Consider the following 26,021-nt stretch of genomic DNA (forward strand, 5'->3'; position numbering starts at 1 on the left):
CACCCTGAAGTGGGGGAACTCCACTGCCTTCCAGCTGACGCTGTTACGCTGTCGCTACACGCCGCAGCTGAAGGCTACGTTATAAGCCAAGAACTTGCTTGGTCAATAACATCAGAGTAAATAACTATGTATGACCGTGAAGTGATTGAATATGCAAAAAACCAAGAAAGGCTAATATCTAAATTAGAGTATCGTGTTTATACATTCGAAGATAGTCGTGCAGAAAATAGAGATACCTTAATGAGAGACTATGCTCGTGTTCTCTATTCATCTTCTTTTAGACGTTTGCAAGGTAAAATGCAGCTTCTCGGCGTAGACGGAAGCAAATTTAACCGAAATCGACTGACTCATAGTTTAGAAGTCGCTCAAATTGCACGCTCAATTGCTTATAATTTGGATCTTAAGGATACAGTTGTAACAGAAACTGCTGCCTTGGCTCATGATATAGGCAATCCGCCTTTTGGACATTATGGGGAAGTTGTATTAAATGAATTGAGCTCAGATTGTGGTGGATATGAAGGAAATGCTCAAGCGTTTCGTATTTTACGGACGCTTGAAATAAAGCATCATTCTTACACAGGTTTGAATCTTAATGTTCGTACCTTAATGGCTATAACTAAGTATTTTTATAACAAGCAGCAAAATGATAAAAAATTCCTATATGACGATGATTTTTGTTTTTTAAAGGATGAGCTGGATAAGCACGATATTTTAATAAAGAAGAGCATAGATGCTGAAATCATGGACTTGGCTGATGAAATTGCTTATGCCGCACATGATTTGGAGGATGCATTAAGCTTTGGCATGATTAGTTTGGGCGAAATTGTGCATGAGTTCAAAGTAAGTGCGCGATTCCAGTCTGCGTACTCTGCAATTTCAAATATTGCACAAGAAGCGCAAACTGAAGCAATGCAAGCAAGTAGAGCTGGTACTTCTGAAGAGTACGCAATTGTGCTTAAAAAGGAGTTGACTTCAAAGATAGTAAACACACTTTGCTCTGATATCGGTTTAGTCGACGGTCGACTAGGATACAAGCATTACGCTGATTTGGCGGAAGGTTTAAAAAAGCTTCTATTTAAAGCAATATTGAGGAAAAAAGATGTTCAGTTATATGAGCGCCGCGGTGAGCAAATAATACGCGGACTATTTGAGGTTTATTCTGATGAAAAATATAACAAGGGGAATATTTTGTTGCCGGCAGAGTTGCGTTCTCTTGATGACTGTAAAGCGCGATTAGTGACGGACTATATATCAGGAATGATGGATTCCTATGCTGCTCAGGAGTATGAGAAGTACTTTGGTAAAGGTAGTGCTGACAAGCTCTATTTTAAGTAATGTCGTCTTATAACAAGGTGCTGCTACGAAAAATTAACTCGCTAGCGCTCCTGAATTTCTGTAGAGCGCGGTGTTAGCAATGCTAAGGAGTCCTAGTGCAAGATTTTATTTTGGAACCTTTTGCAGGTAAGTGGTTTGAATGGGTGCGCATAAATGAATGCTTCTGGCCAGGAGCAGGGGGCGTTCAGAGAAGGTAGATCCTGAGCTAGGACCTGTACGGCTTGGCTCTGGAATTTATGTCATTGCTTGGGGCGATTCCTTAGGGGTGCCAAACCCTGCTGATGGTTACGTTCAATATATTGGAATGACAGATAATTTCAAAAATCGAATGGCCCAGTTCGCAGCATCTGCCGGAATACACGACGGAAGGTATAATGGACATTCCGCAGCTTGGCGGTGGCCTGAGGCGAAGATCGAACAGATGAAGGTTGCGTTCTTTCCTCTGTATCAAGAGTTGGCGCCGCATCTAAAATCTGGTTTTTTATACTGGCAGGAGGCTCTTGCGATAGATGCCTTTTTTAAAGTGCATGGCGAGATGCCGCCGTTAAATGCCGGCGGTGGTGAAATTAAGTTTGACTAAGTTTTCTAACAATCGGCTGCGCAACAACCGATTTACCGCTGCTTTGTAGCTCCAAACAGGCACATAATTTGGGCATTAGCTAACCATCCCGCTCATGCCCCATAACGCAGGAAAAGCATCTAACAGTGATCATCCCCCAAGACGGGCGCTTGCGGCTGGATCGTGAGCGCTTGAAGCAGCATCGCAAGCGGCTGGGCCTGAGTCAGGAGGCGCTGGCCGAGTACTGTTTTGATCGGCGCTTGTGCGTCTCCATCGCTTCCATCAAGAGGGCGGAGAGTGGCAAGGCGGTGCTGTATCGTACCGCGCGCCATCTGGCCGAGATCTACGAGGTCGAGGTCGAGGAGCTGTCGGCGGAGGCCGAGGAGGCCGCCGTTGTCGCTGCCGATATCGAGGAGATGGAGAGTGCCCGCGTACTGATCCAGTTGCACGCCGTGGCGGCCGATCCCTCGGCGCTGGCGAGCTGGGTGCAGCATTTCGGCGGCAGCCTGGAGGAAGGGGGCGCGGCGCTGTTCGGGCTGCCCCGGGCTTACCGTAGCGATGCGCAGCGCGGTCTGTTGTGTGCCGCCACCCTGGTGGAGCAGGGGGTGGCCCGCAGCGTTTATCTTCAGGCCGGCCATTGGCCTACGGCTGTGCCGCTTTCCATGTCGGGTGGGCAGAGCGGCGTATGGGTCGAGCGTGGCGTGGCGGTGCAGTTGGCGGAGCGCTTCGTTTTCGATGACGAAGGTGGGGAGTGGCTGCGCTATCGCCAACCCCGGGACGAGGCGCGCGAGGCTCGCTTCGAGCTGGTGGGGCGTCGGGTACAGTTGGGCCAGCTGCAAGCTATCCTGGAGAGCACCCAGGCCTACCAGGCCGGTCATCTGATCTATATCCGCGGTGTGGCGGGCATCGGTAAGACGCGCCTAAGCGCTGAGTTTGCCGAGATGGCCGCGGCCCATGCCGATCATCACCAGGCCGAGGTGCTGGACTTCGGTACCCGGGCCGATGAAGGCCCGCTGATGCAGCTAGCGCGCTCGCTGCTGCAAACCTCCGCCGAGGCGAAAGCGGAAATTCTGGACGAGGCTCTCCTGCTGGCCCGTCTCTCGGCGCTGCGCCTGCCCATGGATCACGCCATGCTGCTGCGTCCGCTGCTGGGCTTGCCTCAGCCGGAGGAGGCGCAGTCGCTCTATGCCGCCATGACCCCCGCGACCCGCAGCCAGCGCTTGGTGCTGGCACTGCGCGATCTGCTCCTGGCGCGCTCCATTCATCGCCCGCAGCTGGTGGTGGTGGAGGACCTGCACTGGGCCGACGAGGCGCTGCTGGGCACCCTCACCGGGCTGCTGCAGGGTACCCAGGAAGCGCCGGTGATCTGGCTGTTCACCTCGCGCCTGGAGCAGGACCCGCTGGAGAGCCGCCTGCGCCCGCAACTGCCGGAGCTGCCGCTCACGCTGATCGAGCTGCCGCCGCTGCGCCCGCAGGAGGCCGAGGCCCTGGTGGCCAGCTACGGCACGGTACCCGCCGAGCACGCCGCCCGCTGCGTGACCCAGGCCCAGGGCAACCCGCTGTTCCTGACCCAACTGCTGCTGTTCCATCCTCATCGCAGCCTGCCGGCCAGTCTCGCCAATCTGGTACAGAGCAAGCTGGATCAGCTCACCGATCTGGATCGGCGGGCCATGTGCATCGCCGCGGTGATGGGGCAGCGCTTCTCCCTGGCCTCGCTGCAGGAGGTGCTGGGGCAGGCCGATTATCAGCCCGAACTTCCCCAGCGCTACAGCCTGGTGCGTCCGCTGGAAGAGGGCAGCTACCGCTTCGTGCACGACCTGATCCTGCAAGGTATCTACGAGGGGATTCCCAAGATCCAGCGCGACCGCCTGCATCTGCGCCTGGCCGCGCTCTACGGCGAGGCGGAACCTGGCTTGCGGGCGCGCCACCTGCATCGGGCGCGCTCGCTGGAGGCGCCGAATGCCTTCCTGCAGGCGGTGGCGGCGGAAATGGCCCGCTATCGCCACGAGGAAGCCATGGCGCTGCTGAAGGATTGCCGCGCCATTGATTACGCACCCAAGGATGAGTACCGGCTGATGCTGCTGCAGGGCCAGGTGGCGATGGCCACCGGGCAGATCCAGGCAGCGCGGGAACACTTCGAGGCGGCGCGTACCTTCGCTCGGGAGGAGGGGCAGCGCATCACGGCCGATCTGTGGCTGGCCCGGGTGCTGAATATGCTCGATGCGCTGGCGGCGGAGGAGGCGATTCTCGACGGCCTGCTGCCCCTGGCCGAGGCGCTGGAGGATCCCTTGCCCCTGGCCGAGGCGCTCTATCTCAAGGGCAATCTCTACTTCCCCCGGGGCGACTTTGCCACCAGCCGCGCCTATCACACCCGCGCCCTGGAGCAGGCCCGCCGTGGCGGCGACGTGCGCACCGAGATCCAGGCCCTGAGCGGGCTGGGCGATGCCCACTATGCCGAGGGGCAGATGCTCAGCACCCTTGAGCTATTCGACCACTGCGTCACGCTGTGTCGAACCCATGGCCACGCCGATCTGGAGGCCTCCAACCTGTTCATGCTGGGTACCGCCCGCATCTACGCCAACCAGACCGAAGCGGCGCTGGCCGACTGTTTCGATGCCGCCGAGCTGGGCAAACGGGTCGGCAACCGGCGTGCCGAGGTGGTGGCGCGGCTCACGGCGGGGTGGATTCTGCTCTCCCAGGGCGAGCCTTATACGGCGGACGAGCAGATCGAACAGGCGCTGACGGTGGCACGTGGCCTGGGCTCCGGTCGCTTCGAGGCGTTCCTGCTGGAGAGTCGCGCCCGGGTCGAGCTGATCACCGGACGGCTGGCCGAGGCGCGAGCCAGCATCGAGCGCGCCTGGCAGCTGGTCGAACAGCACGGCCTGAAGGCCTTTATCGGTCCCTGGGTGTTGGGCACCCGAGCGCTGCTGGAAGAGGAGCCCGAGACGCGCCTGGCGACGTTGCAGCAGGGCGAAGCGCTGCTGGATGCCGGCTGCGTGGGGCACAACGGTTATCGTTTTCTGATCGCCGCGGCAGAAGTCAGCCTGCTCGACGGGCACCCGGAAGCGGCCCGCCACTACGCCCGGCGCCTGACCCAACTGATGGGGGCGGAGCCCTGTGCCTGGGGCGAGCACCACTGCGCTTTGATCGAAGCCTATGCCGATTGGCTGGAGAACGGCCAAGCGGAGGGCGAGAAGGGCGGCAAGGCGCACGCCCTGGAAGCCTTACGAGCGTGCTGGCACCGAGGCGAAGCCGCCGGCCTGCGGATGACGCTGCCCCGCCTGGCTGCCAGTCGGCACTAGCCGCAGGACTTTCTCATCCCGGCGCTCCGCCGTGCCCAGCAGCAGTTCGACGAGATGCGCCGATTGCTCCAGGCACTGTTCCTGCAGGCCGGCGCCGCGCGTCCAGCCGCCGGCGAACAGCAGCGGGCAACCCTCCTGGCCTTCGGCGCCCCGTCGGGCGGTGGCCTGATTGTAGCGCTCGATCTCCGCTTGCGCCTCCAGGCACTCGGCATCCAGCACGTTGTGCTTGAACAGGGTCCAGGCCTTGGATTCCAGGGCGCTGTCCAGCGGCGGTAGCCGGTCCCGATAGCCGCCCTCGCCGGGAGCGGCGGTCATCGGTACGGGCTCGTCCAGGGGAGGGGACTGCCGCTCGAGCATCTCGCTGCGGGGAATCCGGTTGAGATCGTCCACCAGGGAGACAAAGTACTGCGGCAGGCCCGCCTGGTTGTAGGCGGGATTCTCCGCATCGTTCTGGTGGCGATTGGCCACGTAGTCGATGCGGTAGGGGAAGAAGGTGTCCTCGGGATTGCGCACCTCGATGTTGTAGGTGCGCCACAGGTTGCGATCGGGCGGCAGGCGGGCGGCGGCGGTGTGGCAGACGCCGAAGCTGCGGGTGTAGCGCACCTTGCCGAGGATGTGCCGCAGCTCCCGCTGGGTGTCGCTCAGGCCGTCGCCGAAGGTCAGCAGCGGCAGGGCGTCTTCGGCGTGGGTGGCCATGATCAGCATGTCGGCCTTCCAGCGGCGTTCGCCGGGGGCACGCTCCGCCAGCGTCACACCCTGGGGCGAGAGGCTGGCTTCCACCTCGATGCCGCGTAGGATCTCGACTCTTGGGCCCGGCGTATTGGGGTTGACGATATGGGCGGCCAGGGCCTCCAGCCAGTGCTGGGCGCCGTGCTCGAAGTAGCGGCGGTCCGGGGGCGAGCCGCCTTCCTGAATGCGGTAATACTCGAAGGGGGCCTGGAGCGGCATGCCGCCCGGGCCGCGATCGTCGGCGAAATACATGGCCGAGATGCGCGGGTAGTAGATGCTGTGACGGATGCGCTCCAGCCGCGCCGGCAGCTCGGGATCGTGCCAGTCGATGTTGACCCTCAGCCGATCCGCCGTCGCGGCCAGCATGTCGGCGGGGGCGGCAGCGCAGGCGTCGAAGAAGTCGTCCACCGTATAGCGCGGCGTGATGCGCTGGCTCTCCACCAGGTCGATGGCACTGCGATGAACCACGGCGATCAGCATCGCCAGCCGACCGCCCTCGAGCTGGTTCAGGTCGTGGGCCGGGTTGCTGACGCCGCGAAACAGGTCCCTGTCGTCGGTCAGGGCGATGCTTCCATCACGGCTGAAATAGCTCTCGGTATTCTCCAGCGGCTTCATGCGTTCCAGCTCGCCGATCTCGCTGAGTATCGTGCGCAGACGGTGGTAGGTGGCCAGGTTGACGTCATTGCCCCCAGGTCGGCCCAGCGACGATAGGGCGTTTCGGGCTTGCCAGGATGCCGCCGCACGCCCAGGTCGACCCACACCGTTTCGGCGTTGCCGCCCAGGCTGGCCTTGCGCTCGAAGAGAGTGACCTCGATCTGCCGGGCCATCTCGTGCCCCAGCTTCTGGCAGCCGAGTTTTTGCAGATAGTAGGCCAGCGACAGGCCGGAAACCCCGCCGCCAATGATGGCGATCCGCAGCGGTGCATGGTCCATGATGAGGCCCCTCAGTTGTTGTTTTCCTAAGAATCCCTCAAGAGGATGTTGCGGCCAAGGGGCCCAGACGAGGTGATACCGAAGTGATCCGTTGCGCTTCGAGCGGCCGATTCGGCGTTCGTGGTGATACCGAGGTGATTCCCAGCCCCTGAGCCAGCCAACTGGCTCAGGGGTTTTTCTTTTCTGCCGACTTCTTCCATGACTGTGTGCCTGCCGGGCCCAGATTCCGACGTGATTTTGCATCCCTGTAAGGCGTCGCTTAGGCTCAGTAGGCGAGCTACCGGAAAAGGACCGGAAGAGCGGCCATTCGCAATACCTGGGGGTGCCAGCAGGCCTATTCAACAGACCCGGATAAGGGCGGAGGGGCCATGAACCGCAGAATCTCTGGGGGACGGATGAGTCCGCGATGAGCGTCGTAAAGAACATTCTCATGCGCTCCTTTGGTCGCCCTACGGGCCTCTTGGGGAGAGTCGGCGGTATCATCATGGCTCGCATGAACCGGAGGATCGCCCAGCGGGTCATCGAGTTGCTCGATATCCAGCCGAGCGACAGAGTGCTTGAGGTTGGCTTCGGTCCAGGCGTTGGTATTCAACTCCTTGCCGACTGCGTTCCATCGGGAAGCGTCTCAGGCATCGATGCTTCGGCTGAGATGGTCAAGCAAGCAAAGGCGCGCAACGCGATGGGAGTTCGAACTGGCAGGATTGAGCTTCGGCAGCACTCGGTAGAAGACCTGCCTTACCAGCCCGCCAGTTTTGACAAGACGCTGGCGATCAATTCGCTGCAGACCTGGCCCGATGCTGCGGCAGGGCTGCGGGAGATACGACGTGTGATGAGGCCGGGGGGCGAAATTGCGCTTGGTTTCACACCCCATTCTGGGCAAGTGAAAGAGGGGCTGACAGAGGCGATCGTGGCTGCCGGCTTCACCGATGCGCGGCTGGTGGAACTGGATGAGGGGTTCTGTGTGCTGGCGACAACGCCCGGCGATTAGAGCGCCGTTGCCGCCTGACCTCGCGATGCAAGCGCATTTCAGAGGAGTAAGAGATGCTCAAGACTTACCGAGGTAGCTGCCACTGCGGCGCCGTTCGCTTCGAGGCGGATCTTGACCTCGCCCAAGGCTCCTTCCGCTGCAATTGCTCTATCTGTCGGCGAAATCGGTTCTGGGCCGCCGTGGCGAAAGAGGATGGGGTTCGTCTCGTGTCGGGAGAGGAGTTGCTCACCGAATACCGGTTTAACTCCAGGAAGAACCAGCACTTCTTTTGCAAAGTCTGCGGCGTCCGGCCATTCGGCGTTGGCAACGAGACGCCGATTGGGAAGATGTATGGGGTCAACATCGGTTGCCTGGAAGGCGTTACCGAAGAAGAGTTATCCAGTATTCCGATTACCTATGTCGACGGCATGAACGACCAGTGGCAGCAGTCCCCTCGATTCTTTACGCATTTGTAGGATGCTGCCGCTCCGCTATGGAAGCGCGTCTGCGTTGCTCGTTGGGTTTCACTAAGCACAGCGCCGGTGTGGTCGTTCGGTAGAGAGGGCTCGTATTGGCAGCCGGTTTCGGCGAGCTCGTTCAGGTCGATACCGGTCTCTATGCCTATGTCCAGGCCGGCCGCTGAGCAAGGAGATGACGCCTTCACTGGCCACTTTGCCGGAGGCCCTCTTGGCGTAGGGACAGTCGCCGAGGGGCTGTCCAGTCTCCTTTGTAAGCCATTTCCTACACCGTTATCAGCGAAGTGCCACAGATATGCGCGTATGTGGCTGGTAAGCTTTTCGCGCGAGGATTCCCGTTCGCTAATTAAACGATAACGGCAGCACCTATCAGACGCAGGGAGGCGTAATGCGCAACGCTACCGGATGGCAATTCACCCTGGCCTTGGCCGGGGCCGAGGACCTGGCGGTCATTGAATTCACTCACAAGGAAGCGCTGTCCCAGCCCTTCGAACTGAGCGTGCGCTTCGCCAGCCGTGACGGCCGCCTCTCCGCCACCGATATCCTCGATCGCGAGGCCACCCTGACGATCTGGCAGGAGGGCGAGGTGCTGCGCCGCGTTCATGGCATCGTCAGCGAGTTCGCCCGTGGCGACCGCGGCCACCGCCACACCTTCTATCGGGTCGAGATCCGCCCCGCGCTGTGGCGCCTCTCGCTGCGGCAGAACTCGCGCATCTTCCAGGAGGTCTCGCCGCTCACGGTGCTCAACACCCTGTGCGACGAGCACGGCCTGACCGATCTCGCCTTCGCCGCCACCCGCGAACCCGAGTCTCGGGAGTACCTTACCCAGTACCGGGAAGACGATCTCGCCTTCGTCGAGCGCCTGGCCGCCGAAGAGGGGTTGTTCTACTTCCATGAGTTCTTCGAGGTCGGGGGTGAAGAGGGCGCTCACGCCGCCCACCGCCTGGTGTTCGCCGATGCGCCCCAGATCCTGACTCACCTCGGGCAGCGCACCTACCATAGCCGCGCCGGAGGCACGCCGCCGGCGCGTCATGTGCGCAAGCTGCACCAGCACGCCCGGGTTGCCCCGGCCTCGGCCACGCTCAAGGACTACTCGTTCAAGAACCCGGCCTACGGTCAGCTGCACGACCACGCCGCACGCGATCTTGAGGCGCACGGTCAGAGAAGCGACTACGAACACTACGACTACCCCGGCCGCTACAAGCGCGATGCCTCCGGCCAGACCTTCACCCGCATCCGCCTCGAAGCGCTGCGCCGCAGCGCCAACACCGCCGACGCCGAGAGCGACCTGCCCGAGCTTGCCCCGGGCGTGCGCTTTGCGCTCACCGACCACGATCTCGACGAGCTCAACCGCGACTGGCAGGTGCTCGGCGTGGTCCACCACGGCAAGCAGCCCCAGGCGCTGGAAGAGGACGGCTTCGTTCAGGGCAGCGAGCAAACCGATCAAAGTGATGGCCTGCAGGGTCGGGCAGGCTCGGAAGCCATGACCAAGTACCATAACGAACTGGTCCTCATGCCCGCCGACCAGGCCTGGCGCCCCGAGCCCAATCCCCGGCCCCGGGTCGACGGCCCCCAGATCGCCTTCGTCGTCGGTCCCGAGGGCGAAGAGATCTATTGCGACGAGCACGGCCGGGTCAAGGTCCAGTTCCCCTGGGACCGCTATGCCGAACCCAACGAAACGGCCAGCGCCTGGCTGAGAGTGAGTCAGGACTGGGCCGGCGGCGGCTACGGCAGCCTGGCGATTCCCAGGATCGGCCATGAGGTCCTCGTCAGCTACCTGGAGGGCGATCCCGATCAGCCGTTGATCACCGGGCGGGTCTACAACGCCGTCAGCACGCCGCCCTACGTGTTGCCCGAGCACAAGACCCGTACCGTCATTCGCACCCAGAGTCACCAGGGCGAAGGCTTCCAGGAACTGCGCTTCGAGGACGAAGCGGGCCAGGAGCAGATCTGGCTCCACGCCCAGAAGGACCTGGAGCTGCTGACGAACAACGACCGCACCGAAGAGATCGGCCACGACAGCCACCTCACCGTGCACCATCACCGCATCAGCGAGATTCACGCCGACGACCACCTCACCGTGCGCGGCCAGCGACACCTCAAGGTCGATGGCGACGACCACCTCATCGTCGGTACTACGCGCCACGAAAAGACCGCCCGTGCCCAGCTCGTCGAGGCTGGCCAGGAAGTGCACCACCGGGCCGGCAGCAAGACCGTGATCGACGCCGGCGCCGAGATCACCCTCAAGGCCGGCGGCAGCTTCCTCAAGCTCGACCCCAGCGGCATCACCATCGTCGGCGCCCAGGTCAAGATCAACTCCGGTGGCAGCCCCGGTTCGGGGAGCGGGCAGGGGGCGGCGGCGGCGCTGCTGCCGGGGGCCGCCACGCCGGAAGCGAGCGAGGACGTGACGCTCAAATCGGTTGGGGCCGGGCTGTTTTCACAGCTAGGTAATTTGTTGGATCTCAGCAATCCCGCCATGCTCGATGGGTTGGCCAACCGCTGCAGCACCTGCGAGCCTGCCGTGGGCAGTCCGGTCAATCCGCTGCTGGGCGCCAAGCTGCTGCCCGCGGAAACCGACTTCGCCTTGCCGGCACCGCGGCCCTTCGTGTTCTCGCGCGGCTATCTCTCCGCCAATGCCCGTATCGGCGTGCTGGGGCAGGGGTGGTCGGTACCCGGCGACGGCCTTTCGCTCACCCTGCGCGACGATGCCTGTGTGATTCACGATGCCCAGGGCCGCGACATCACCTTCGGCGCCTTGGCGCCGGGTCAGTCGCGCTATTCGCCCACCGAGCAGCTTTGGCTGCGGCGCGGTGGCGAGCCGAACGAGCTGGATGCGGGCAAGGATGGCGAAAACGTCCGCTGGCAGGCCTTGCCTGAAGCCCTGCGCCACGACCCGCAGACCATCGTGCTGAGCGATGCCGGTGGTCTCTACTACGTCTTCGCACCGACGCAGGAGGCATCGTCTACCTGGCGCCTCGCCCAGGAACTGGACCGCAACGGCTACGCCACCACCTACCGCTGGGAAGCCGAGCTGCTCGTCCAGGTCGAAGACAGCGCCGGGCGCCACTTCCACTTCGACTACGAATCACTGCTGCCGGCGGGAGAGGGTGACAGCGGCCAGCGCCTCAGCGGCGTACGCCTGGTGCGTGAGGCCGATGGCAGCGCCCAGGACGACTGGCTGGTGCGCTATGCCTACAGCGAGGAAGGCGATCTGATCAGCGTGCGGCTGCGTCATGGCGAGGTCGTACGCGAATTCGAATGGCAGGACCACATACTCACGGCTCACCGCGTGCCCGGCGGTATCGAAGCCCGCTACACCTGGGATCGCCATGTCCCGGAAGGCCGGGTAATTGCCCAGGAGGAGAGCGGTGGGCTGACGCGCACCTACGCCTACCATCCGGATCACACCCTGGTGACCGACAGCCTCGGCCGCGAGGAGCGCTACCACTTCAGCGGCACTGGCCCCGGCCAGCGCTGGACGGCTCACACCCGTGCCGATGGCTCGGTCATCCAATACCGCTACGATCACGCCGGGCAGCGCATCGCCACCGTCGATCCGCTCGGCCGAGAGACCGCGCTCGAACGCGATGAAAGCGGACAGGTCATCGCCCAGATAGGCCCTGATGGCAGCCGCTGGGCCATTACCCGCGACGCGCAAGGGCAGCCCATCGCCGTGGCTGGCCCGGAAAACCACCGCTGGCAGCTCGAGCGTGATGCCCGCGGCAACCTCATTCGTGTCACCGGCCCCGGGGGCACCACCATCTTCGCTTTCGAGAACGAAGCGCTGCCCGATCGTCCCACCGCCGTCACCGACGCCGGCGGTAGCACCCGCCGACTCGAATGGAACGCTCTGGGCCAGCTCGTTGCCGAGACCGACTGCTCCGCTCAGACCACCCGCTACGACTACGATAGCCGTGGCTACCTGCTGACCGTGACCAACGCTCTGGGTGAAACCACCCGCACCACCCACGACGAGATGGGCCGGCGCATCGCCACCCAACTGCCTGACGGCAGCCGCTGGCAGCATCACCACGACCTGCAGGGCCGGCTCGCTGAGCAAGAGGGACCGCAAGGCTACCGGCAGCAGTTCCACTACGACGCCCATGGTCGGCCCGTACTGCGAATCGACGCCGACGGCGGTCGCGAGCATTACGCCTACGACGAAGCTGGCCGACTCAGTGAACTGACCCTGGCCAACGGCGCCGGCTACCGCTTCGAGTACGACGAGATGGATCGCCTCGTCAGCGAGACCGGCCCGGACGGCCGCGAGCAGCGCTACGCCTACGACGCCGCTGGCCAACTGAGTACTCGCACCGAAGCCCACCGGCTTGGTCCCGACGGGCAGCCGCTCGCCGCTCACTACGAGTTCGATGCCAACGGTCGCCTGATCGCTCGCCATTTGCCCGCAACCGATTCGGCCCCGGCCAGCACCGAGCGCTATCAGTGGCGCGCCGACGGCCAGCTCAGCGGTGTCGTCAATCCTGAGAGCGAGGTCTTCTTCGCTTATGACACTGCCGGTCGTCCCATTGGCGAACGGCAGCGCCATCATGCCGATGGCGACATAGCCGCCTGGCAATGGCAGCACCAGCAACGCCTGACCGCCACCGGCGCGCCCCAGGCTAGCCGCTACGGTGATCTGCCCGAACTCGCCTGGCATACCTACGGCAGCGGCCACCTGCACGGCCTCAGCGCCCCTGGCCTGGGCCTCGAAATCGCTCTCGAGCCTGATGCCCTGCACCGTGAAACCCAACGCCGCCTGAGCAGCGCCGACCAGCCCCAACCGCTGATTCTCGAACGTGGCTACACCGCACTTGGCCAACTGGATCACTTCAGCCTGCGTGGCCCCGGCAGCGCCAATGGCGAGCAGCACTACCGCTACGACGCCCTCGGCCGGCTCAGCTTCCGCAGCCAGGGAAGTGCCAGCCCGGTCATCGCCTATAGCTACGACGCGGCGGGGCGACTGATCGCCAGTCAGCACGGTGACCGTGCCCACCGCTACCCGGTGGACGCTGCCGGCAACCGCCTCGAAGGCCAAGCCAGTGCTCAGCCCGACAACCGCCTGGCCCAGCTCGACGGTGCCCGCTATCGTCACGACGGCGCCGGCAACCTGATCGAGCGCGAGACTTCCAATGGCGAACGGCTCAGCCTCGGCTACGACGGTGCCAACCGCCTGGTGCGGTTGACCCGTACCAGCGCTCAGGGAGCGACCGAAGAAGCCCGCTACCGCTACGACGCCCTGGGGCGACGCATCAGCAAGACCGTCCATCACGCCAACGGCACCACCGCCACCACCCACTACGGCTGGGACGGCGATCGGCTCGTGCACGAAGCGAAAGAGCGCCACCAAACCACCGTGGTCTACGAGCCCGGCAGCTTCGTGCCCATGCTCCGAATCGACCAGGCCGGTGATGGCGCAGCCAAGCAGATCAGTGCCTTCGTCACTGATGCCCTGGGCACACCCATGCAGCTCGTCACGCCCGGGGGCGACACCCTGTGGCAAGCCCAGCCGGACGACTGGGCCGCGGTCACCAACGAACAGGGCCGCACCGCCCAGCCCATCCGCTTCCAGGGGCAGTGGTACGATGAAGAGAGTGGTCTGTACTACAATCGCCACCGCTACTACGACCCGCAGCAGGGCCGGTACATCAGCCAGGACCCGATTGGCCTAAAGGGTGGCAGGAACCTGTATGGTTATGTCAGCAACCCGACTGGGATGGTGGATCCGTTAGGGTTGTTTGGTAGGCCGGGGCCTATAGATCAGTCAGGTCGGCAAGGTCGAGTGGGGGCCCCAATTACTTCACAAGGCCCTGCTCCAAGATCTCCGCTTGAACGACTGACTAACACAGCATTAGGCAGCAGGGTGAAGACTGTTACTGGTGGAACGCTTAAGATTGATCCTGCTACTGGGGCATTCACTAAAACCAATCCCTATTTGTGGGGTTTTTTGGCAATATTTAAACCGAATGAGATAAGTGTTTTGCAAACGCGAAACTATGATTCCAATGGGGATGGCTTGTCCGATGAGCACTATCAGATTGGGATGTGCGTCCCAGGGGTTAGGTAAATGAGATCAAGTAAGAAATATTGGGAGAGGCACTGGATTGAGGCTCTTGTGATGCTTCCTTCTTATCTGCTTCTTGCTATTATTATTTCCAAGCTCAATCTTTTATTGTGGATTGTGGTGATCTTTTTTGCGCAATATGTGCTTAGAGGAGCTTACAGCTATGTTGTTGTAGAGCGAAAATTTTTAGAGGGTCGGGCGACTCGAATGCAAAGCTCGATAATTTTTTTCTTCTCTCAGTTGCTCGTGTTATGTGTTGGAATTTTTGTAGTTAGTTTTAGGCCTTGAGCGTTGGGTTCGTAGTGACTACGGCACTGAGTGAATGCGAATACTATTAGTCAGGGGAAGACGCTTTGTTCCTCCCTTGGCGGTAGCGTGACTGAAACAGGGGCCGTTGGTTGTAATATGTTTCTCGCTCAAGTTGATGACGTTTCCAATGGAACGTCTTTGAACGTCTTTGAACGTCTTGGGCCGACTGTCAGGCAAATACCGTCACACTTCAGAAGGGGGAATTAAATAATGCCTGGGCGTAGCGTTAGGGGAGCATCTTTGGCTGGCGCGGTGTGGGCAATGAAGGCCGCAGCGGCATGAGGAAAGCCAGCTCCTTCTGCTATGGCCCCGCTGTTTACCGGCTCGGGGCCGTGACTTCTATACAGCTGCAAAAGCTTGGTGGACTTCATGACGCACAGCGATAGGGCTCGTCAACACTGCTACCAAGGAATGTGAAATGGCCCGGCAATGGGGTGTCATTTCGTTATTGCTTCTTCTGGCTGTTGGCTATGTTGTTGGCGGCAGCGGAATGTGGGATAGCGTTAGCAATGACTTCATGAGGGAGGACAAACCTTATGGGGTAGGCGACTTTCGAGTTAATGGTAAGTCTATTATTACCATGAAACTAACCAAGCCTGAAATCACATTCAAGCCCCGAGAAGAGCGAAGCGACCCAAACAGGGCTGAACCAAGCGAGCCTTGGATGAGTAATGTAGGTGAGTTCGCCAACCGTCGCTCGGTGCGAATTTTGAGTAGTGGACTTGAAGGCGAAGTCATCCGGCGTTTCGAGGAGCCGGCGCAGCGGGCCGATTGGTGGTTGGCGCCGGATTGGAGCACCCTCTATCTGACCACAGGCTGGTCAGATCGGGCCGCGGAATTACCCCTTGGCCAAAGCTATCGTCCTGAACTCACCCAGCTTTTCAAGTCCACTGACCAAGGCCAGGAGTGGGAAAGGCTCCGCTGGCCAGAGGAGCAAAACATTACCTTTCTGCGCTTTATCGATCCTCAGCGCGGCTATCTGATCGGCTGGGGGCCAAGAGTCTGGCGTACGAGGGATGGTGGTGAACATTGGGATGAGCTGCCAGTACCCGAAGGCTCCCGAAATCCGGAGAACCCTCGCCAACAGTTTGATTTGGTAGCGCTGGGCCAGGATAACGTGCTGCGTATGGCTTTCTATGACCATGCCGCTGATGTCAGCCGGATCCACGCGCTGCCTTGGGGAGAGGATATTTCCCAGCAAGCCTTCACTATTCCTGGCCATGTGGTGATGGATATCGCTGCCAATACGGAAGGCAATGTCTACGTGCTTGCTACTCAAGGTGCTCCATACTTCTCGCTTCCCTCAGATGAGCGAGACGCGCCTCGACCAAGCGTCGTATGGAGCTGGAATGACGACAGCTTGCATAAGCTGCACGAGTTCCCGCCTGAGCTGAAAGGCTACGCACTTTATCTGACCCCTAGCGATGGACTTCTGTTCGACGGCGTCAACGAATCCACTCTGCTGGGTAATGATGTTGTCGCAGTTAGTTACGACGGAGGCGGGAGCTGGAAAATCGAATATGAGGGGCGCAGTGCTCAGGGGGGGTATTACGACGTGCAGACCGGCACTCGCTGGAGAGTGGAAGGATATTCTCTTTATCGGCGAGAGATTCCCTGAGTGAGCATAAGATGGCTCACTCAATGGCTGTCTTCAAAGTCCTGATACTGTTTGATTCACACTCTTCATCGCCGGGGAAGGCATCTGTTTGTCTTCCCTGGCGGTAGCGTGGCAAGCCAGCCGCTACGGCGAACTGCTCGAACTCGCCTGGCATACCTACGGCAGCAGCCACCTGCACGGCCTCAGCGCCCCTGGCCTGGGCCTCGAAATCGCTCTCGAGCCCGACGCCCTGCACCGTGAAACCCAACGCCGCCTGAGCAGCGCCGACCAGCCCCAACCGCTGATTCTCGAACGTGGCTACACCGCACTTGGCCAACTGGATCACCTCAGCCTGCGTGGCCCCGGCAGCGCCAAAGGCGAGCAACACTACCGCTACGACGCCCTCGGCCGGCTCAGCTTCCGCAGCCGGGGCAGTGCCAGCCCGGTCATCGCCTATAGCTACGACGCGGCGGGGCGACTGATCGCCAGTCAGCACGGTGACCGTGCCCACCGCTACCCGGTGGACGCTGCCGGCAACCGCCTCGAAGGCCAAGCCAGCGCTCAGCCCGACAACCGCCTGACCCAGCTCGACGGTGCCCGCTATCGTCACGACGGCGCCGGCAATCTGATCGAGCGCGAGACTTCCAATGGCGAACGGCTCAGCCTCGGCTACGACGGTGCCAACCGCCTGGTGCGGTTGACCCGTACCAGCGCTCAGGGAGCGACCGAAGAAGCCCGCTACCGCTACGACGCCCTGGGGCGGCGCATCAGCAAGACCGTCCATCACGCCAACGGCACCACCGCCACCACCCACTACGGCTGGGACGGCGATCGGCTCGTGCACGAAGCGAAAGAGCGCCACCAAACCACCGTGGTCTACGAGCCCGGCAGCTTCGTGCCCATGCTGCGAATCGACCAGGCCGGTGATGGCGCAGCCAAGCAGAGCAGTGCCTTCGTCACTGATGCCCTGGGCACGCCGATGCAGCTCGTCACGCCCCGAGGCGACACCCTGTGGCAGGCCCAGCCCGACGACTGGGCGGCAGTGACCAACGAGCAGGGTAGAACAGCACAGCCCATCCGCTTCCAGGGCCAGTGGTACGATGAAGAGAGTGGTCTGTACTACAATCGCCACCGCTACTACGACCCGCAGCAGGGCCGGTACATCAATCAGGACCCGATTGGTCTGAAGGGAGGCAGGAATCTGTATGGCTATGTCAGCAACCCGACCGGCATGGTGGATCCGCTGGGGTTGTTTGAGTGTACCAATGACCGATCCGCAGATGAGAGTTTCATTTCAGGGCTTTGGAGAAGATCAACGTCGTGGCACTTCGAAGGGAGAGCATGCAATAATATTGGCTTGCCTGATTATTCCGAAGTAAATGCTCATAACTCAGAGTGGCAGCTGTTGAGCCCTGCACAATCTATTTTCCATGATAACGGAATTGGTTTGCCAGAGCTGAAGTTTATCCATCCGGATGGAAGAGAGGTGGTCTTTGATGGGGACACCCTTGAGGTTATCACTGATCCTAAGTATGTCGGAACATATAATTACGTTAATCCTGCACCCATTCCAAATGAATGGTCTGACGTGAAGGGTTGGGGATCTTGGGCAGGCAAAGGACTAGGGCATGGTGTTTTAGACGTTTTGCCATATGCGTTGGGAGGTAATGTGAGAGGCCCCAATTAATGAATAAAACTAAAGAAGTTAGAGGATGGAGTATGAGGTTCTTGCTTATGACAGGTTTTTTTTCTATTTTTATGAATTTTCTTACCGGCTGTAAAGCTGCGGAAATTGTGCATTACGAACATCGTCCCTCTATGAGCTTTTATAGTGAGTTGAATTTTGATTTGCAGGAGCTAGATGGATATAAGGATAGAGAAATTCTTTTTACTATCTCTGTAAAGCAGGCATCGTTTGAGGAATATTGGGCTTGGCTGGGTTTGTATGCAAAGGAGGCGCCTGATATCCCTGTATACGTGTTGGGGGCTAATTTTATTGGAGATGGGTGGAAGGAAAGTTATCAAGTCGATAGTGAGGTTCTGTTTGGCGAAGAAGCTACTGATAGTGGGTTGGTGACAAAGGGGGTATTGCTTTACAAAATAAAAGGTGAGTTGTTAAAGCGCTTCGAGAAAGAGTCAGCAATAACATTGGAAGTGATTTATTCAATGGATGGTGAGGAAAAAGTAATGAATTTTTTGCTAGAGCGGCGAGTGGAAAGACAGACAGTATTTCCGACGTAAACCGGCTTGTTTATCGAAAGAATCTTGCGCCTTGGTTCCGCCAAACGGCGCAGGCGTAATAGTTGTACAGTGGGTGCAGTGATGATGCTCACCTGACACAAAGCCCCTGAGCCAGTCACCTGATACAGGGGCTTTTCGTTACTGCCACGTAATTATTTACTTCGGCGCCAGTGCCACACCCACCTTCGAGCGGTTCGGCCGGCCGATGGTCTGGGCGATCCAGGTGCCGGTTTCGGCGAGCTTGTTCAGGTCGATACCGGTCTCGATGCCGAGGCCGTTGAGCAGGTAGACGACGTCTTCACTGCCGGCATTACCAGAGGCGCCTTTGGCGTAGGGGCAGCCGCCGAGGCTGGCGACGGAGCTGCCCACCACGCTGATGCCTTCTTCCAGCACGGCGTAGAGATTGGCCAGGCTACTAGTCGCGCATGTTCGAGCACAAGCTCAGCCAGCCCCGAAACACGGTGTGTATTAAAGCCCATCCACTTCGATCTTGTTATTAACCACGATCCCTGGCTGCTATTTAGCCGTTTGGTAGAGTGGGATCTGAAGTATCATATTGTTAATAATTTTCGATTATTGGCCTGGGCGGCAGTGGTCGCTCAGTCTTACGATTAAGATTAATTATAAAAGAGGAGCATGAAAAAATTTCTGCGTTACGTGCTTTTTGGCAATCACAATTTTCAGTAATGCAATAGAGATATATTTTCCGCTTGCTCGATTTTTACCATTTTCTTACAGAAATTCAAACAGGCGGGACTGAGAATAGGGGGGTAAAATGAGAAAAAATATACTTATATGTGTGTTGGTGGTGTTCCTTTCTTCATGTGCTAGCACTCAAGGGAAGGGTGTCAATTTGTCTCATGAGGATGAAATTTCTATTGTCGGTACATGGGCAATGCTGCCTCTCCGCAATGGGATTGCTAATGTAGTAGAGTTTACAGATGCAGGGAGAAGTAACTTGTATCCGTTTAATTGCAGGGTTGGTTCTTCTGATCCTGTGGAGTCATCCAGATATAGAATTAGTGGTGATGGGAAGCGGATGCGTATTTTTTCTCCTGCCGGGGTGCAAAATTTCGATGTAATCTCAGTTGAAGATAATTCAATGAAGCTTGGCATGAGTATTGGTGAATTTGAGCTAACCTTTTCCTATGTGAGAGTGAATCAAGTCAGCCCCTTGTGTTTTCTCTATAATGAAGCGGTTGCAGATGGGTCGAAAAATTCTGCTTTTAAGGAAGAAGATTTTGTTCATGATCCTTGGGTGCCAGAGAACCCTCATGTGGAAAGGTATGTTGGTAGATGGGAGAATGAAGAGGGAAAAGTCCAAGTTGAAGTTGTAAGAGATGGTGAGGCGAGATATAAAATTTATAAAGAAAGCAGCGAAAATTGGAATCATTTATATAATGATGTAAGGTGGTCAGGTCTTGAATTAAGATACCAACACTTCGCATACTCAGATAAAGAGGAGCTGTTTGAGCATGCTTTTCATAAGTCGAGTAGGCTTGCGATGCTCACGCCAGTAGATGATTTGAATAAAATAAAATGGTCGTTTTTTGTTGGTGATAAAAGATACGATTATATTCTAAATAGAAGATAGTTTTCTTGGGGTTGAATTATTTCTGCTATGCTGCTAATAAATTGGGATAAATTTAGGTTGGAAGCTGCTCAAGCATTGGTAAGCATATGAGCTAGTTTCGAAACTACGACAAGCCCCGAACTGGGGGCTTGTCGTTTTACACCATGCCATTACTTCGCCGCCAGCGCCACGCCTACCTTCGAGCGGTTCGGCCGGCCGATGGTCTGGGTGATCCAGGTACCGGTTGCGGCGAGCTTGTCGAGGTCTATACCGGTTTCGATGCCTAGGCCATTGAGCAGGTAGACGACGTCTTCACTGGCCACGTTGCCGGAGGCGCCCTTGGCGTAGGGGCAGCCGCCGAGGCCGGCGACGGAGCTGTCCACCACGCTGATGCCTTCTTCCAGTACGGCGTAGAGGTTGGCCAGCGCTTGGCCGTAGGTGTCGTGGAAGTGGGCGGCGAGCTTTTCCATGGGGATGTCGCGGCTCACGACTTCGATCATGCGCTTGGCGGCGAGCGGGGTGCCGACGCCGATGGTGTCGCCGAGCGAGACTTCGTAGCAGCCCATTTCAAACAGCGCCTTGCTCACCTCGGCCACCTTGGCCGGGGCGATCTCGCCTTCGTAGGGGCAGCCGAGCACGCAGGAGACATAGCCGCGCACGCGCACGTTGGCCTCCCTGGCTCGCTCCAGCACGGGGGCGAAGCGCTCCAGGGATTCGGCGACGGAGCAGTTGATGTTCTTCTGCGAGAAGGCTTCACTGGCCGCGCCGAATACCGCCACTTCTTCCACGCCGCACTCCAGCGCTGCTTCCAGCCCCTTGAGATTGGGGGTGAGGGCGGCGTAGGTCACGCCTTGGCGGCGCGTGAGACCGGTCATCACTTCGCGATGGTCGGCCATCTGCGGTACCCACTTGGGCGAGACGAAGCTGGCCGCTTCGATGTAGCTGATACCGGCGGCGCCCAGGCGGTCGATCAGTTCCAGCTTGGTGGCCGTGTCGATCGGGTTGGGCTCGTTCTGCAGCCCGTCGCGGGGGCCGACTTCGACCAGGCGCACGCGCTTGGGAAATGCCATTTGTAAACTCCTTCCTGTTCACGGCACACAATCAGTAGCTTCGTCCGCGGCTACCCCGGGTGCTGTCTCTCGCGAAGGTCGCTGTGAACCCATCTCTGGGCGCTCCATTTTTCATCCCTGAAAAATGAGCTTCGCTCACGACAGCTCCCGGCGCCGCTCACCTCGACGCTTCTTTTTTCGGTTCCAGTTTACTCGGCGGGAGCGAATTCGAGCAGCACGTCGCCTTGCCCCACGGTGTCTCCCGCATTGAAGTGGAAGCTTTCCACGTGGCCGTCGGCGGGGCGGTCATGGTGTGTTCCATCTTCATGGCTTCCATGACCATCAGCGGCATGCCTTTCTCCACCTTCTGGCCGGCTTCCACCAGCAGCGCGACCACGGTGCCGTGCATCGGCGCGGTGAGGGTCGATTCGGCTTCGTGGTGGCCGTGGTCGATGGCGTCGATACGGCGCCAGAATAGGCGGGTTTCGCCGCGCGGGTCGACCATCACCACGACGTTGCCGTCGCGGCGTGCCTGCAGGCGGCGGCGGTGGCCGTTGAGGGTCACGGCCACGGCGTCGCCTTCCAGGTGCTGCAGGCGGGCGGTGAGGGTCTCGCCGCCGATGGTCAGGTCCCACGGATCGGCGCCGCTGGCACGGGTGCCTTCTACCACGACTACGCTCTCTTCATCCTGCACGTGGGCAGGGTCGCACAGCGAGATGCGGATGGTGTGCGGGGCGTTGAGGCGGAAGCCGTCATGGCGGTCCCAGGGCGAGTCGCTTTCGCACTCGCGGGCGAGCTGGTTCAGGCCGATCAGCGCGGCGCCGGCGTACTCTTCGGTGGTGTATTGCTTGGGGGCGAAGAGGGTGGCTTCGTTCTTCTCGATGAAGCGGGTATCCAGCTCCGCGTTGCGGAAGGCAGGATGGGTGGCCAGCCGCTGCAGGAAGGCGCGGTTGGTCACCACGCCCTGCACGTCCAGCGCGGCGAGCGCCCGGTTGAGGGTGGAGAGCGCCTGGTCGCGGTCGTCGCCGTGGACGATCAGCTTGGCTAACATGGGGTCGTAGTGCATCGAGACTACGTCGCCGGTTTCCACGCCGCTGTCCAGGCGCACCTGGCGCGGGTCGAGTCCGGCGCCCTTGAGGTCCATGGCGAAGCGAGTCAGCTTGCCGGTGGCAGGCAGGAAGTCCTGCTCCGGGTCTTCGGCGTAGAGGCGCGCCTCGAAGCTGTGGCCGGTGATGGTCAGCTCCTCCTGCTGGAGCGGCAGCGCTTCGCCCATGGCCACGCGCAGCTGCCACTCGACCAGGTCCTGGCCGGTGATCATCTCGGTGACGGGGTGCTCCACCTGCAGGCGGGTGTTCATCTCCATGAAGTAGAACGAACTATCTTTGTCGAGCAGGAACTCGACGGTGCCGGCGCCCACGTAGCCGATCTCCTTGGCGGCGCGCACGGCGGCTTCGCCCATCTCGCGGCGCAGTTCGGCGGTCATGCCGGGGGCGGGGGCTTCCTCGAGCACCTTCTGGTGGCGGCGCTGCACGGAGCAGTCGCGCTCGAACAGGTAGACACCGTTGCCGTGGCTGTCGCAGAACACCTGCACCTCGACGTGTCGCGGCTGGGTCAGGTACTTCTCGATCAGCATGCGGGTGTCGCCGAAGGCGGCCTGGGACTCGCGACGGCAGCCGTCCAGCGCGGCCTGGAACTGCTCGGGGGCTTCGACCACGCGCATGCCTTTGCCGCCACCGCCGGCGCTGGCCTTGAGCAGCACCGGGTAGCCGATCTTGTCGGCTTCGGACTTGAGCAGTGCGTCGTCCTGGTCGTCGCCATGGTAGCCCGGCACCAGCGGCACGCCAGCGTTGGCCATGCGCGCCTTGGCGGCGGACTTGTCGCCCATGGCGGCAATCGCCGAGGCGGGCGGGCCGACGAAGGTGATGCCGGCGGCATCCAGCGCTTCGACGAAGGCGCCGTTTTCGGAGAGGAAGCCGTAGCCGGGGTGAATGGCGCCGGCGCCGGTGCGCTTGGCGGCGTCCACTACCGCTTCCACCTTGAGGTAGCTCTCGCGGGCGGCGGCCGGGCCGAGGCGTACGGCCTCGTCGGCCTCGCGCACGTGGCGGGCGTTGGCGTCGGCATCGGAGTACACGGCCACGGTGCGCAGGCCCATGGCGCGGGCGGTGCGCATCACGCGGCAGGCGATCTCGCCGCGGTTGGCCACCAGCAGGGTGTCGAAGGGCGTGTTGCGGGTATCGTGGGTCTGACTCATGAGCGGCGCTCCGAGGAATTCGTGTTGTCGTCGGCCCAGGCGGGGCGGCGCTTCTCGAAGAAGCTGGTCAGGCCTTCCTGACCTTCGGCGCTCACGCGCAGCTCGCTGATCACGCGGCAGGTGTGCTCGCGGGTGGCCTTGCTGTCGGAGTCGCGGGCCACTTCGGCCAGCAGCGCCTTGGTGGCGCGCTGGGCCTGGGGCGAGCCGGCCAACAGGGTGGCGATCATCTCCTCGACTGCTTCGTCGATGTGGTCGTGGCCGACGATCTGGTGGGCCAGGCCCAGTTCCAGCGCCTGGTCGGCATCGATCACCTCGGCGGTGAGGGCGTAGCGGCGCATCTGGCGCGAGCCTAGGGCGCGCTGCACGTAGGGGCTGATCACCGCCGGGGAGAGGCCGATCTTGACCTCGGAGAGGCAGAACTTGGCCTTTTCGCTGGCGATCACCACGTCGCAGCAGGCGGCCAGGCCCACGGCACCGCCGAAGGCGGCGCCTTGCACGCGACATACGGTGGGGCAAGGGAGGGTGTCCAGGCCGTGCATCAGCTGCGAGAGCTTGCGCGAGTCGGCCAGGTTGCCCTCGAAGTCGTACTCCACCATGCGCTTCATCCAGTTCAGGTCGGCGCCGGCGGAGAAGCTCTTGCCCTCGGAGCCAAGCACCACCACGCGCACCTCGCCGTGGCGGGCGGCGTCGTGGAGCTTGGCGAGGTGCTCGTTGAGCTCGGCGATCAGGCTGTCGTCGAAGGCGTTGTGTACGTCGGGGCGGTTCAGCGTCAGCCGGGCGACGCCGCGCTCGTCGATGTTCAAGTTCGAATATGTCTGTGTGGTCATGTCACTGTCCTGATGGCTGCGAGCCCGAGGAAGAGAGCGGCTGCGCCGTGTAAAGAGGGAAGTACGGCGCTACGCGCCTTGAAGAGGGAAGAACCTCAATCGTGTCTTCCTTCTTCTCCGTTCTTCACTCTTACATCTTCTCTCTTCCTTCTTACCTCTCACTTCTCGCGCAACGCGCGGTTACATCCGGAATACGCCGAAGCGCGTCTCTTGAACCTCGGCATTCATCGCGGCAGCCAGCGACAGCCCCAGCACGTCGCGGGTCTGGGCCGGGTCGATCACGCCGTCGTCCCACAGCCGGGCGCTGGCGTAGTAGGGGTGGCCCTGGCGCTCGTATTGCTCACGGGTGGGCTGCTTGAAGGCTTCTTCGTCTTCCTTGCTCCACTCGCGGCCTTCACGCTCGTACTGCTCGCGCTTGACCTGGGCCAGCACGCCGGCGGCTTGTTCGCCGCCCATCACCGAGATGCGCGCGTTGGGCCACATGAACAGCAGGTTGGGGTCGTAGGCGCGGCCGCACATGCCGTAGTTGCCGGCGCCGAAGCTGCCGCCGATCAGCACGGTGAACTTGGGTACCTTGGCGCAGGCCACTGCGGTGACGAGCTTGGCGCCGTGCTTGGCGATGCCTTCGTGTTCGTACTTGGAGCCGACCATGAAGCCGGTGATGTTCTGCAGGAACACCAGCGGGATCTTGCGCTGGGCGCACAGCTCGATGAAGTGGGCACCCTTCACCGCGGATTCGGAGAACAGCACGCCGTTGTTGGCGACGATGCCCACCGGGTAGCCGTGAATGTGGGCGAAGCCGGTGACCAGGGTGTCGCCGTAGTAGCGCTTGAACTCATCGAAGTCGGAGTCGTCGACGATGCGGCCGATCACTTCGCGCACGTCGAACGGCTTCTTGAGGTCGGTGCCGACGATGCCGTAGAGCTCGCTGGGGTCGAGGCGCGGGGGCTTGGGCTCCTGCATCTTGAGCTGGCCGCGCTTCTGCCAGTTCAGCCGCGACACGCAGGCGCGGGCGAGCTGCAGGGCGTGGGCGTCGTTCTCGGCGTAGTGGTCGGCCACGCCGCTGATCTTGGCGTGCACGTCGGCGCCGCCCAGGTCCTCGGCGCTAATGGTCTCGCCGGTGGCGGCCTTCACCAGCGGCGGGCCACCGAGGAAGATGGTGCCCTGCTGCTTGACGATGATCGACTCATCGGCCATGGCCGGTACGTAGGCGCCACCGGCAGTGCAGGAGCCCATCACCACGGCGATCTGCGGGATGCCTTCGGCGGAAAGGGTGGCCTGGTTGTAGAAGATGCGGCCGAAGTGGTCGCGGTCGGGGAATACTTCGTCCTGGCGGGGCAGGAAGGCGCCGCCGGAGTCGACCAGATAGATGCACGGCAGGCGATGTTTGCGGGCGATCTCCTGGGCGCGGATGTGCTTCTTCACCGTCAGCGGGTAGTAGGTGCCGCCCTTGACGGTGGCGTCGTTGGCTACGATCACGCATTCCACGCCACTCACACGGCCGATGCCGGTGACCACGCCGGCGGCGGGCACGTCGCTCTCGTAGACCTCATGGGCGGCCAGTGCCGAGAACTCGAGGAACGGTGAGCCCTCGTCGATCAGGTGGTCGATGCGGTCGCGCACGAACAGCTTGCCGCGGCTCTCGTGGCGGGCGCGGGCCTTCTCGCCGCCGCCCTGGCTGATCGCCGCGGTCAGCTCGCGCAGCTTCATCACCTCGTGGCGCATGGCCTTTTCGTTGGCCTGGAAGCCGTCGCTGCGCGGATTGACTTGGGTTGTCAGGATGGACATGTTTCGGTTCCTGAACTGGCTCGCG

General features: G+C 60.8%; 15 protein-coding genes and 3 pseudogenes. 11 read left to right on the forward strand and 7 right to left on the reverse strand.

Features of this window, described 5'->3' with window-relative positions; all coding sequences use genetic code 11:
- Positions 1-126: 126 nt before the first annotated feature.
- The 3 genes from dgt to EKK97_RS09560 all read left to right on the forward strand — a co-directional run bounded on the left by dgt (position 127) and on the right by EKK97_RS09560 (position 5,196).
- The gene (dgt, locus tag EKK97_RS09550; protein ID WP_159551422.1) at positions 127-1,335 is read left to right on the forward strand and encodes a dGTP triphosphohydrolase; all 1,209 of its coding nucleotides are present in this window, start codon (positions 127-129) and stop codon (positions 1,333-1,335) included.
- A 157-nt stretch (positions 1,336-1,492) separates the two neighbouring features.
- Positions 1,493-1,915, forward strand: a complete 423-nt coding sequence (locus EKK97_RS09555; RefSeq protein WP_159551424.1) for a hypothetical protein — start codon at positions 1,493-1,495, stop codon at positions 1,913-1,915.
- 125 nt (positions 1,916-2,040) lie between these two features.
- Positions 2,041-5,196, forward strand: a complete 3,156-nt coding sequence (locus EKK97_RS09560; RefSeq protein ID WP_159551426.1) for an ATP-binding protein — start codon at positions 2,041-2,043, stop codon at positions 5,194-5,196.
- Here the strand turns inward: EKK97_RS09560 and EKK97_RS09565 are convergent.
- Together EKK97_RS09565 and EKK97_RS24535 are read right to left on the reverse strand one after the other, a co-directional pair.
- Entirely contained in the window at positions 5,119-6,540 is a 1,422-nt protein-coding gene (locus EKK97_RS09565; protein ID WP_236551417.1) for an FAD-dependent oxidoreductase, read from the reverse strand. The two genes, EKK97_RS09560 and EKK97_RS09565, sit on opposite strands and share 78 nt — an antisense overlap.
- Positions 6,537-6,857, reverse strand: a complete 321-nt coding sequence (locus EKK97_RS24535) for an FAD-dependent oxidoreductase (protein ID WP_236551418.1) — start codon at positions 6,855-6,857, stop codon at positions 6,537-6,539. The genes EKK97_RS09565 and EKK97_RS24535 overlap by 4 nt, the downstream gene beginning before the upstream one ends.
- Positions 6,858-7,263: 406 nt before the next feature.
- Here EKK97_RS24535 and EKK97_RS09570 point away from each other — a divergent pair, with 406 nt between their 5' ends.
- From EKK97_RS09570 to EKK97_RS09600, 7 genes and pseudogenes are all read left to right on the forward strand, one after another.
- Positions 7,264-7,845, forward strand: a complete 582-nt coding sequence (locus EKK97_RS09570; RefSeq protein WP_159551428.1) for a class I SAM-dependent methyltransferase — start codon at positions 7,264-7,266, stop codon at positions 7,843-7,845.
- Between the two features lie 53 nt (positions 7,846-7,898).
- Positions 7,899-8,300, forward strand: a complete 402-nt coding sequence (locus EKK97_RS09575; protein WP_159551430.1) for a GFA family protein — start codon at positions 7,899-7,901, stop codon at positions 8,298-8,300.
- A gap of 388 nt (positions 8,301-8,688) precedes the next feature.
- A pseudogene (locus EKK97_RS24540) lies at positions 8,689-10,707 on the forward strand (type VI secretion system Vgr family protein); the annotation flags it as partial.
- 69 nt (positions 10,708-10,776) lie between these two features.
- The gene (locus EKK97_RS24545; RefSeq protein ID WP_234286534.1) at positions 10,777-14,364 is read left to right on the forward strand and encodes an RHS repeat-associated core domain-containing protein; all 3,588 of its coding nucleotides are present in this window, start codon (positions 10,777-10,779) and stop codon (positions 14,362-14,364) included.
- Positions 14,365-15,088: 724 nt separating this feature from the next.
- Positions 15,089-16,288 (forward strand): WD40/YVTN/BNR-like repeat-containing protein, encoded by a 1,200-nt coding sequence (locus tag EKK97_RS09590; protein WP_159551434.1) that lies wholly within the window; start codon positions 15,089-15,091, stop codon positions 16,286-16,288.
- Positions 16,289-16,376: 88 nt separating this feature from the next.
- The gene (locus EKK97_RS09595; RefSeq protein ID WP_159551436.1) at positions 16,377-17,954 is read left to right on the forward strand and encodes an RHS repeat-associated core domain-containing protein; all 1,578 of its coding nucleotides are present in this window, start codon (positions 16,377-16,379) and stop codon (positions 17,952-17,954) included.
- Complete coding sequence (locus tag EKK97_RS09600; RefSeq protein ID WP_159551438.1) at positions 17,954-18,508, forward strand: hypothetical protein; 555 nt, start codon at positions 17,954-17,956, stop codon at positions 18,506-18,508. The genes EKK97_RS09595 and EKK97_RS09600 overlap by 1 nt, the downstream gene beginning before the upstream one ends.
- Positions 18,509-18,664: 156 nt before the next feature.
- Here EKK97_RS09600 and EKK97_RS09605 read toward each other — a convergent pair.
- A pseudogene (locus EKK97_RS09605) lies at positions 18,665-18,922 on the reverse strand (hydroxymethylglutaryl-CoA lyase); the annotation flags it as partial.
- A gap of 361 nt (positions 18,923-19,283) precedes the next feature.
- On the opposite strand from EKK97_RS09605, the gene EKK97_RS09610 reads away from it, so the two are divergent.
- A complete protein-coding gene (locus EKK97_RS09610) occupies positions 19,284-20,102 on the forward strand; it encodes a hypothetical protein (protein WP_159551440.1) in 819 nt (272 codons plus the stop codon).
- Between the two features lie 149 nt (positions 20,103-20,251).
- On the opposite strand, the gene EKK97_RS09615 is transcribed toward EKK97_RS09610, so the two are convergent.
- The 4 genes and pseudogenes from EKK97_RS09615 to EKK97_RS09630 form a co-directional block, all read right to left on the reverse strand.
- Complete coding sequence (locus EKK97_RS09615) at positions 20,252-21,151, reverse strand: hydroxymethylglutaryl-CoA lyase (protein WP_159551442.1); 900 nt, start codon at positions 21,149-21,151, stop codon at positions 20,252-20,254.
- Between the two features lie 188 nt (positions 21,152-21,339).
- A pseudogene (locus EKK97_RS09620) lies at positions 21,340-23,381 on the reverse strand (acetyl/propionyl/methylcrotonyl-CoA carboxylase subunit alpha).
- Positions 23,378-24,208 carry an enoyl-CoA hydratase/isomerase family protein gene (locus EKK97_RS09625; protein WP_159551444.1) on the reverse strand — a complete coding sequence of 277 codons (831 nt, stop codon included), beginning with the start codon at positions 24,206-24,208 and terminating at the stop codon, positions 23,378-23,380. Before EKK97_RS09625 ends, EKK97_RS09620 begins: the two are co-directional and overlap by 4 nt.
- 180 nt (positions 24,209-24,388) lie before the next feature.
- A complete protein-coding gene (locus EKK97_RS09630) occupies positions 24,389-25,996 on the reverse strand; it encodes a carboxyl transferase domain-containing protein (RefSeq protein WP_159551446.1) in 1,608 nt (535 codons plus the stop codon).
- Between the last annotated feature and the right edge of the window lie 25 nt (positions 25,997-26,021).

Origin of the sequence: Billgrantia tianxiuensis (assembly GCF_009834345.1) — a bacterium.
Lineage (GTDB): Bacteria > Pseudomonadota > Gammaproteobacteria > Pseudomonadales > Halomonadaceae > Halomonas > Halomonas tianxiuensis.

Excerpts from the sequence above, each read along its gene's own strand:
- EKK97_RS09575 (WP_159551430.1), top strand. The coding sequence starts at position 7,899 with ATGCTCAAGACTTACCGAGGTAGCTGCCACTGCGGCGCCGTTCGCTTC.
- EKK97_RS09555 (WP_159551424.1), top strand. The coding sequence starts at position 1,493 with ATGCTTCTGGCCAGGAGCAGGGGGCGTTCAGAGAAGGTAGATCCTGAG.
- EKK97_RS09590 (WP_159551434.1), top strand. The coding sequence starts at position 15,089 with ATGGCCCGGCAATGGGGTGTCATTTCGTTATTGCTTCTTCTGGCTGTT.
- EKK97_RS09600 (WP_159551438.1), top strand. The coding sequence starts at position 17,954 with ATGAATAAAACTAAAGAAGTTAGAGGATGGAGTATGAGGTTCTTGCTT.
- EKK97_RS09625 (WP_159551444.1), bottom strand. The coding sequence starts at position 24,208 with ATGACCACACAGACATATTCGAACTTGAACATCGACGAGCGCGGCGTC.
- EKK97_RS24545 (WP_234286534.1), top strand. The coding sequence starts at position 10,777 with ATGCTCGATGGGTTGGCCAACCGCTGCAGCACCTGCGAGCCTGCCGTG.
- EKK97_RS09630 (WP_159551446.1), bottom strand. The coding sequence starts at position 25,996 with ATGTCCATCCTGACAACCCAAGTCAATCCGCGCAGCGACGGCTTCCAG.
- EKK97_RS09565 (WP_236551417.1), bottom strand. The coding sequence starts at position 6,540 with ATGAAGCCGCTGGAGAATACCGAGAGCTATTTCAGCCGTGATGGAAGC.
- EKK97_RS09570 (WP_159551428.1), top strand. The coding sequence starts at position 7,264 with ATGAGCGTCGTAAAGAACATTCTCATGCGCTCCTTTGGTCGCCCTACG.
- EKK97_RS24535 (WP_236551418.1), bottom strand. The coding sequence starts at position 6,857 with ATGGACCATGCACCGCTGCGGATCGCCATCATTGGCGGCGGGGTTTCC.
- dgt (WP_159551422.1), top strand. The coding sequence starts at position 127 with ATGTATGACCGTGAAGTGATTGAATATGCAAAAAACCAAGAAAGGCTA.
- EKK97_RS09610 (WP_159551440.1), top strand. The coding sequence starts at position 19,284 with ATGAGAAAAAATATACTTATATGTGTGTTGGTGGTGTTCCTTTCTTCA.
- EKK97_RS09615 (WP_159551442.1), bottom strand. The coding sequence starts at position 21,151 with ATGGCATTTCCCAAGCGCGTGCGCCTGGTCGAAGTCGGCCCCCGCGAC.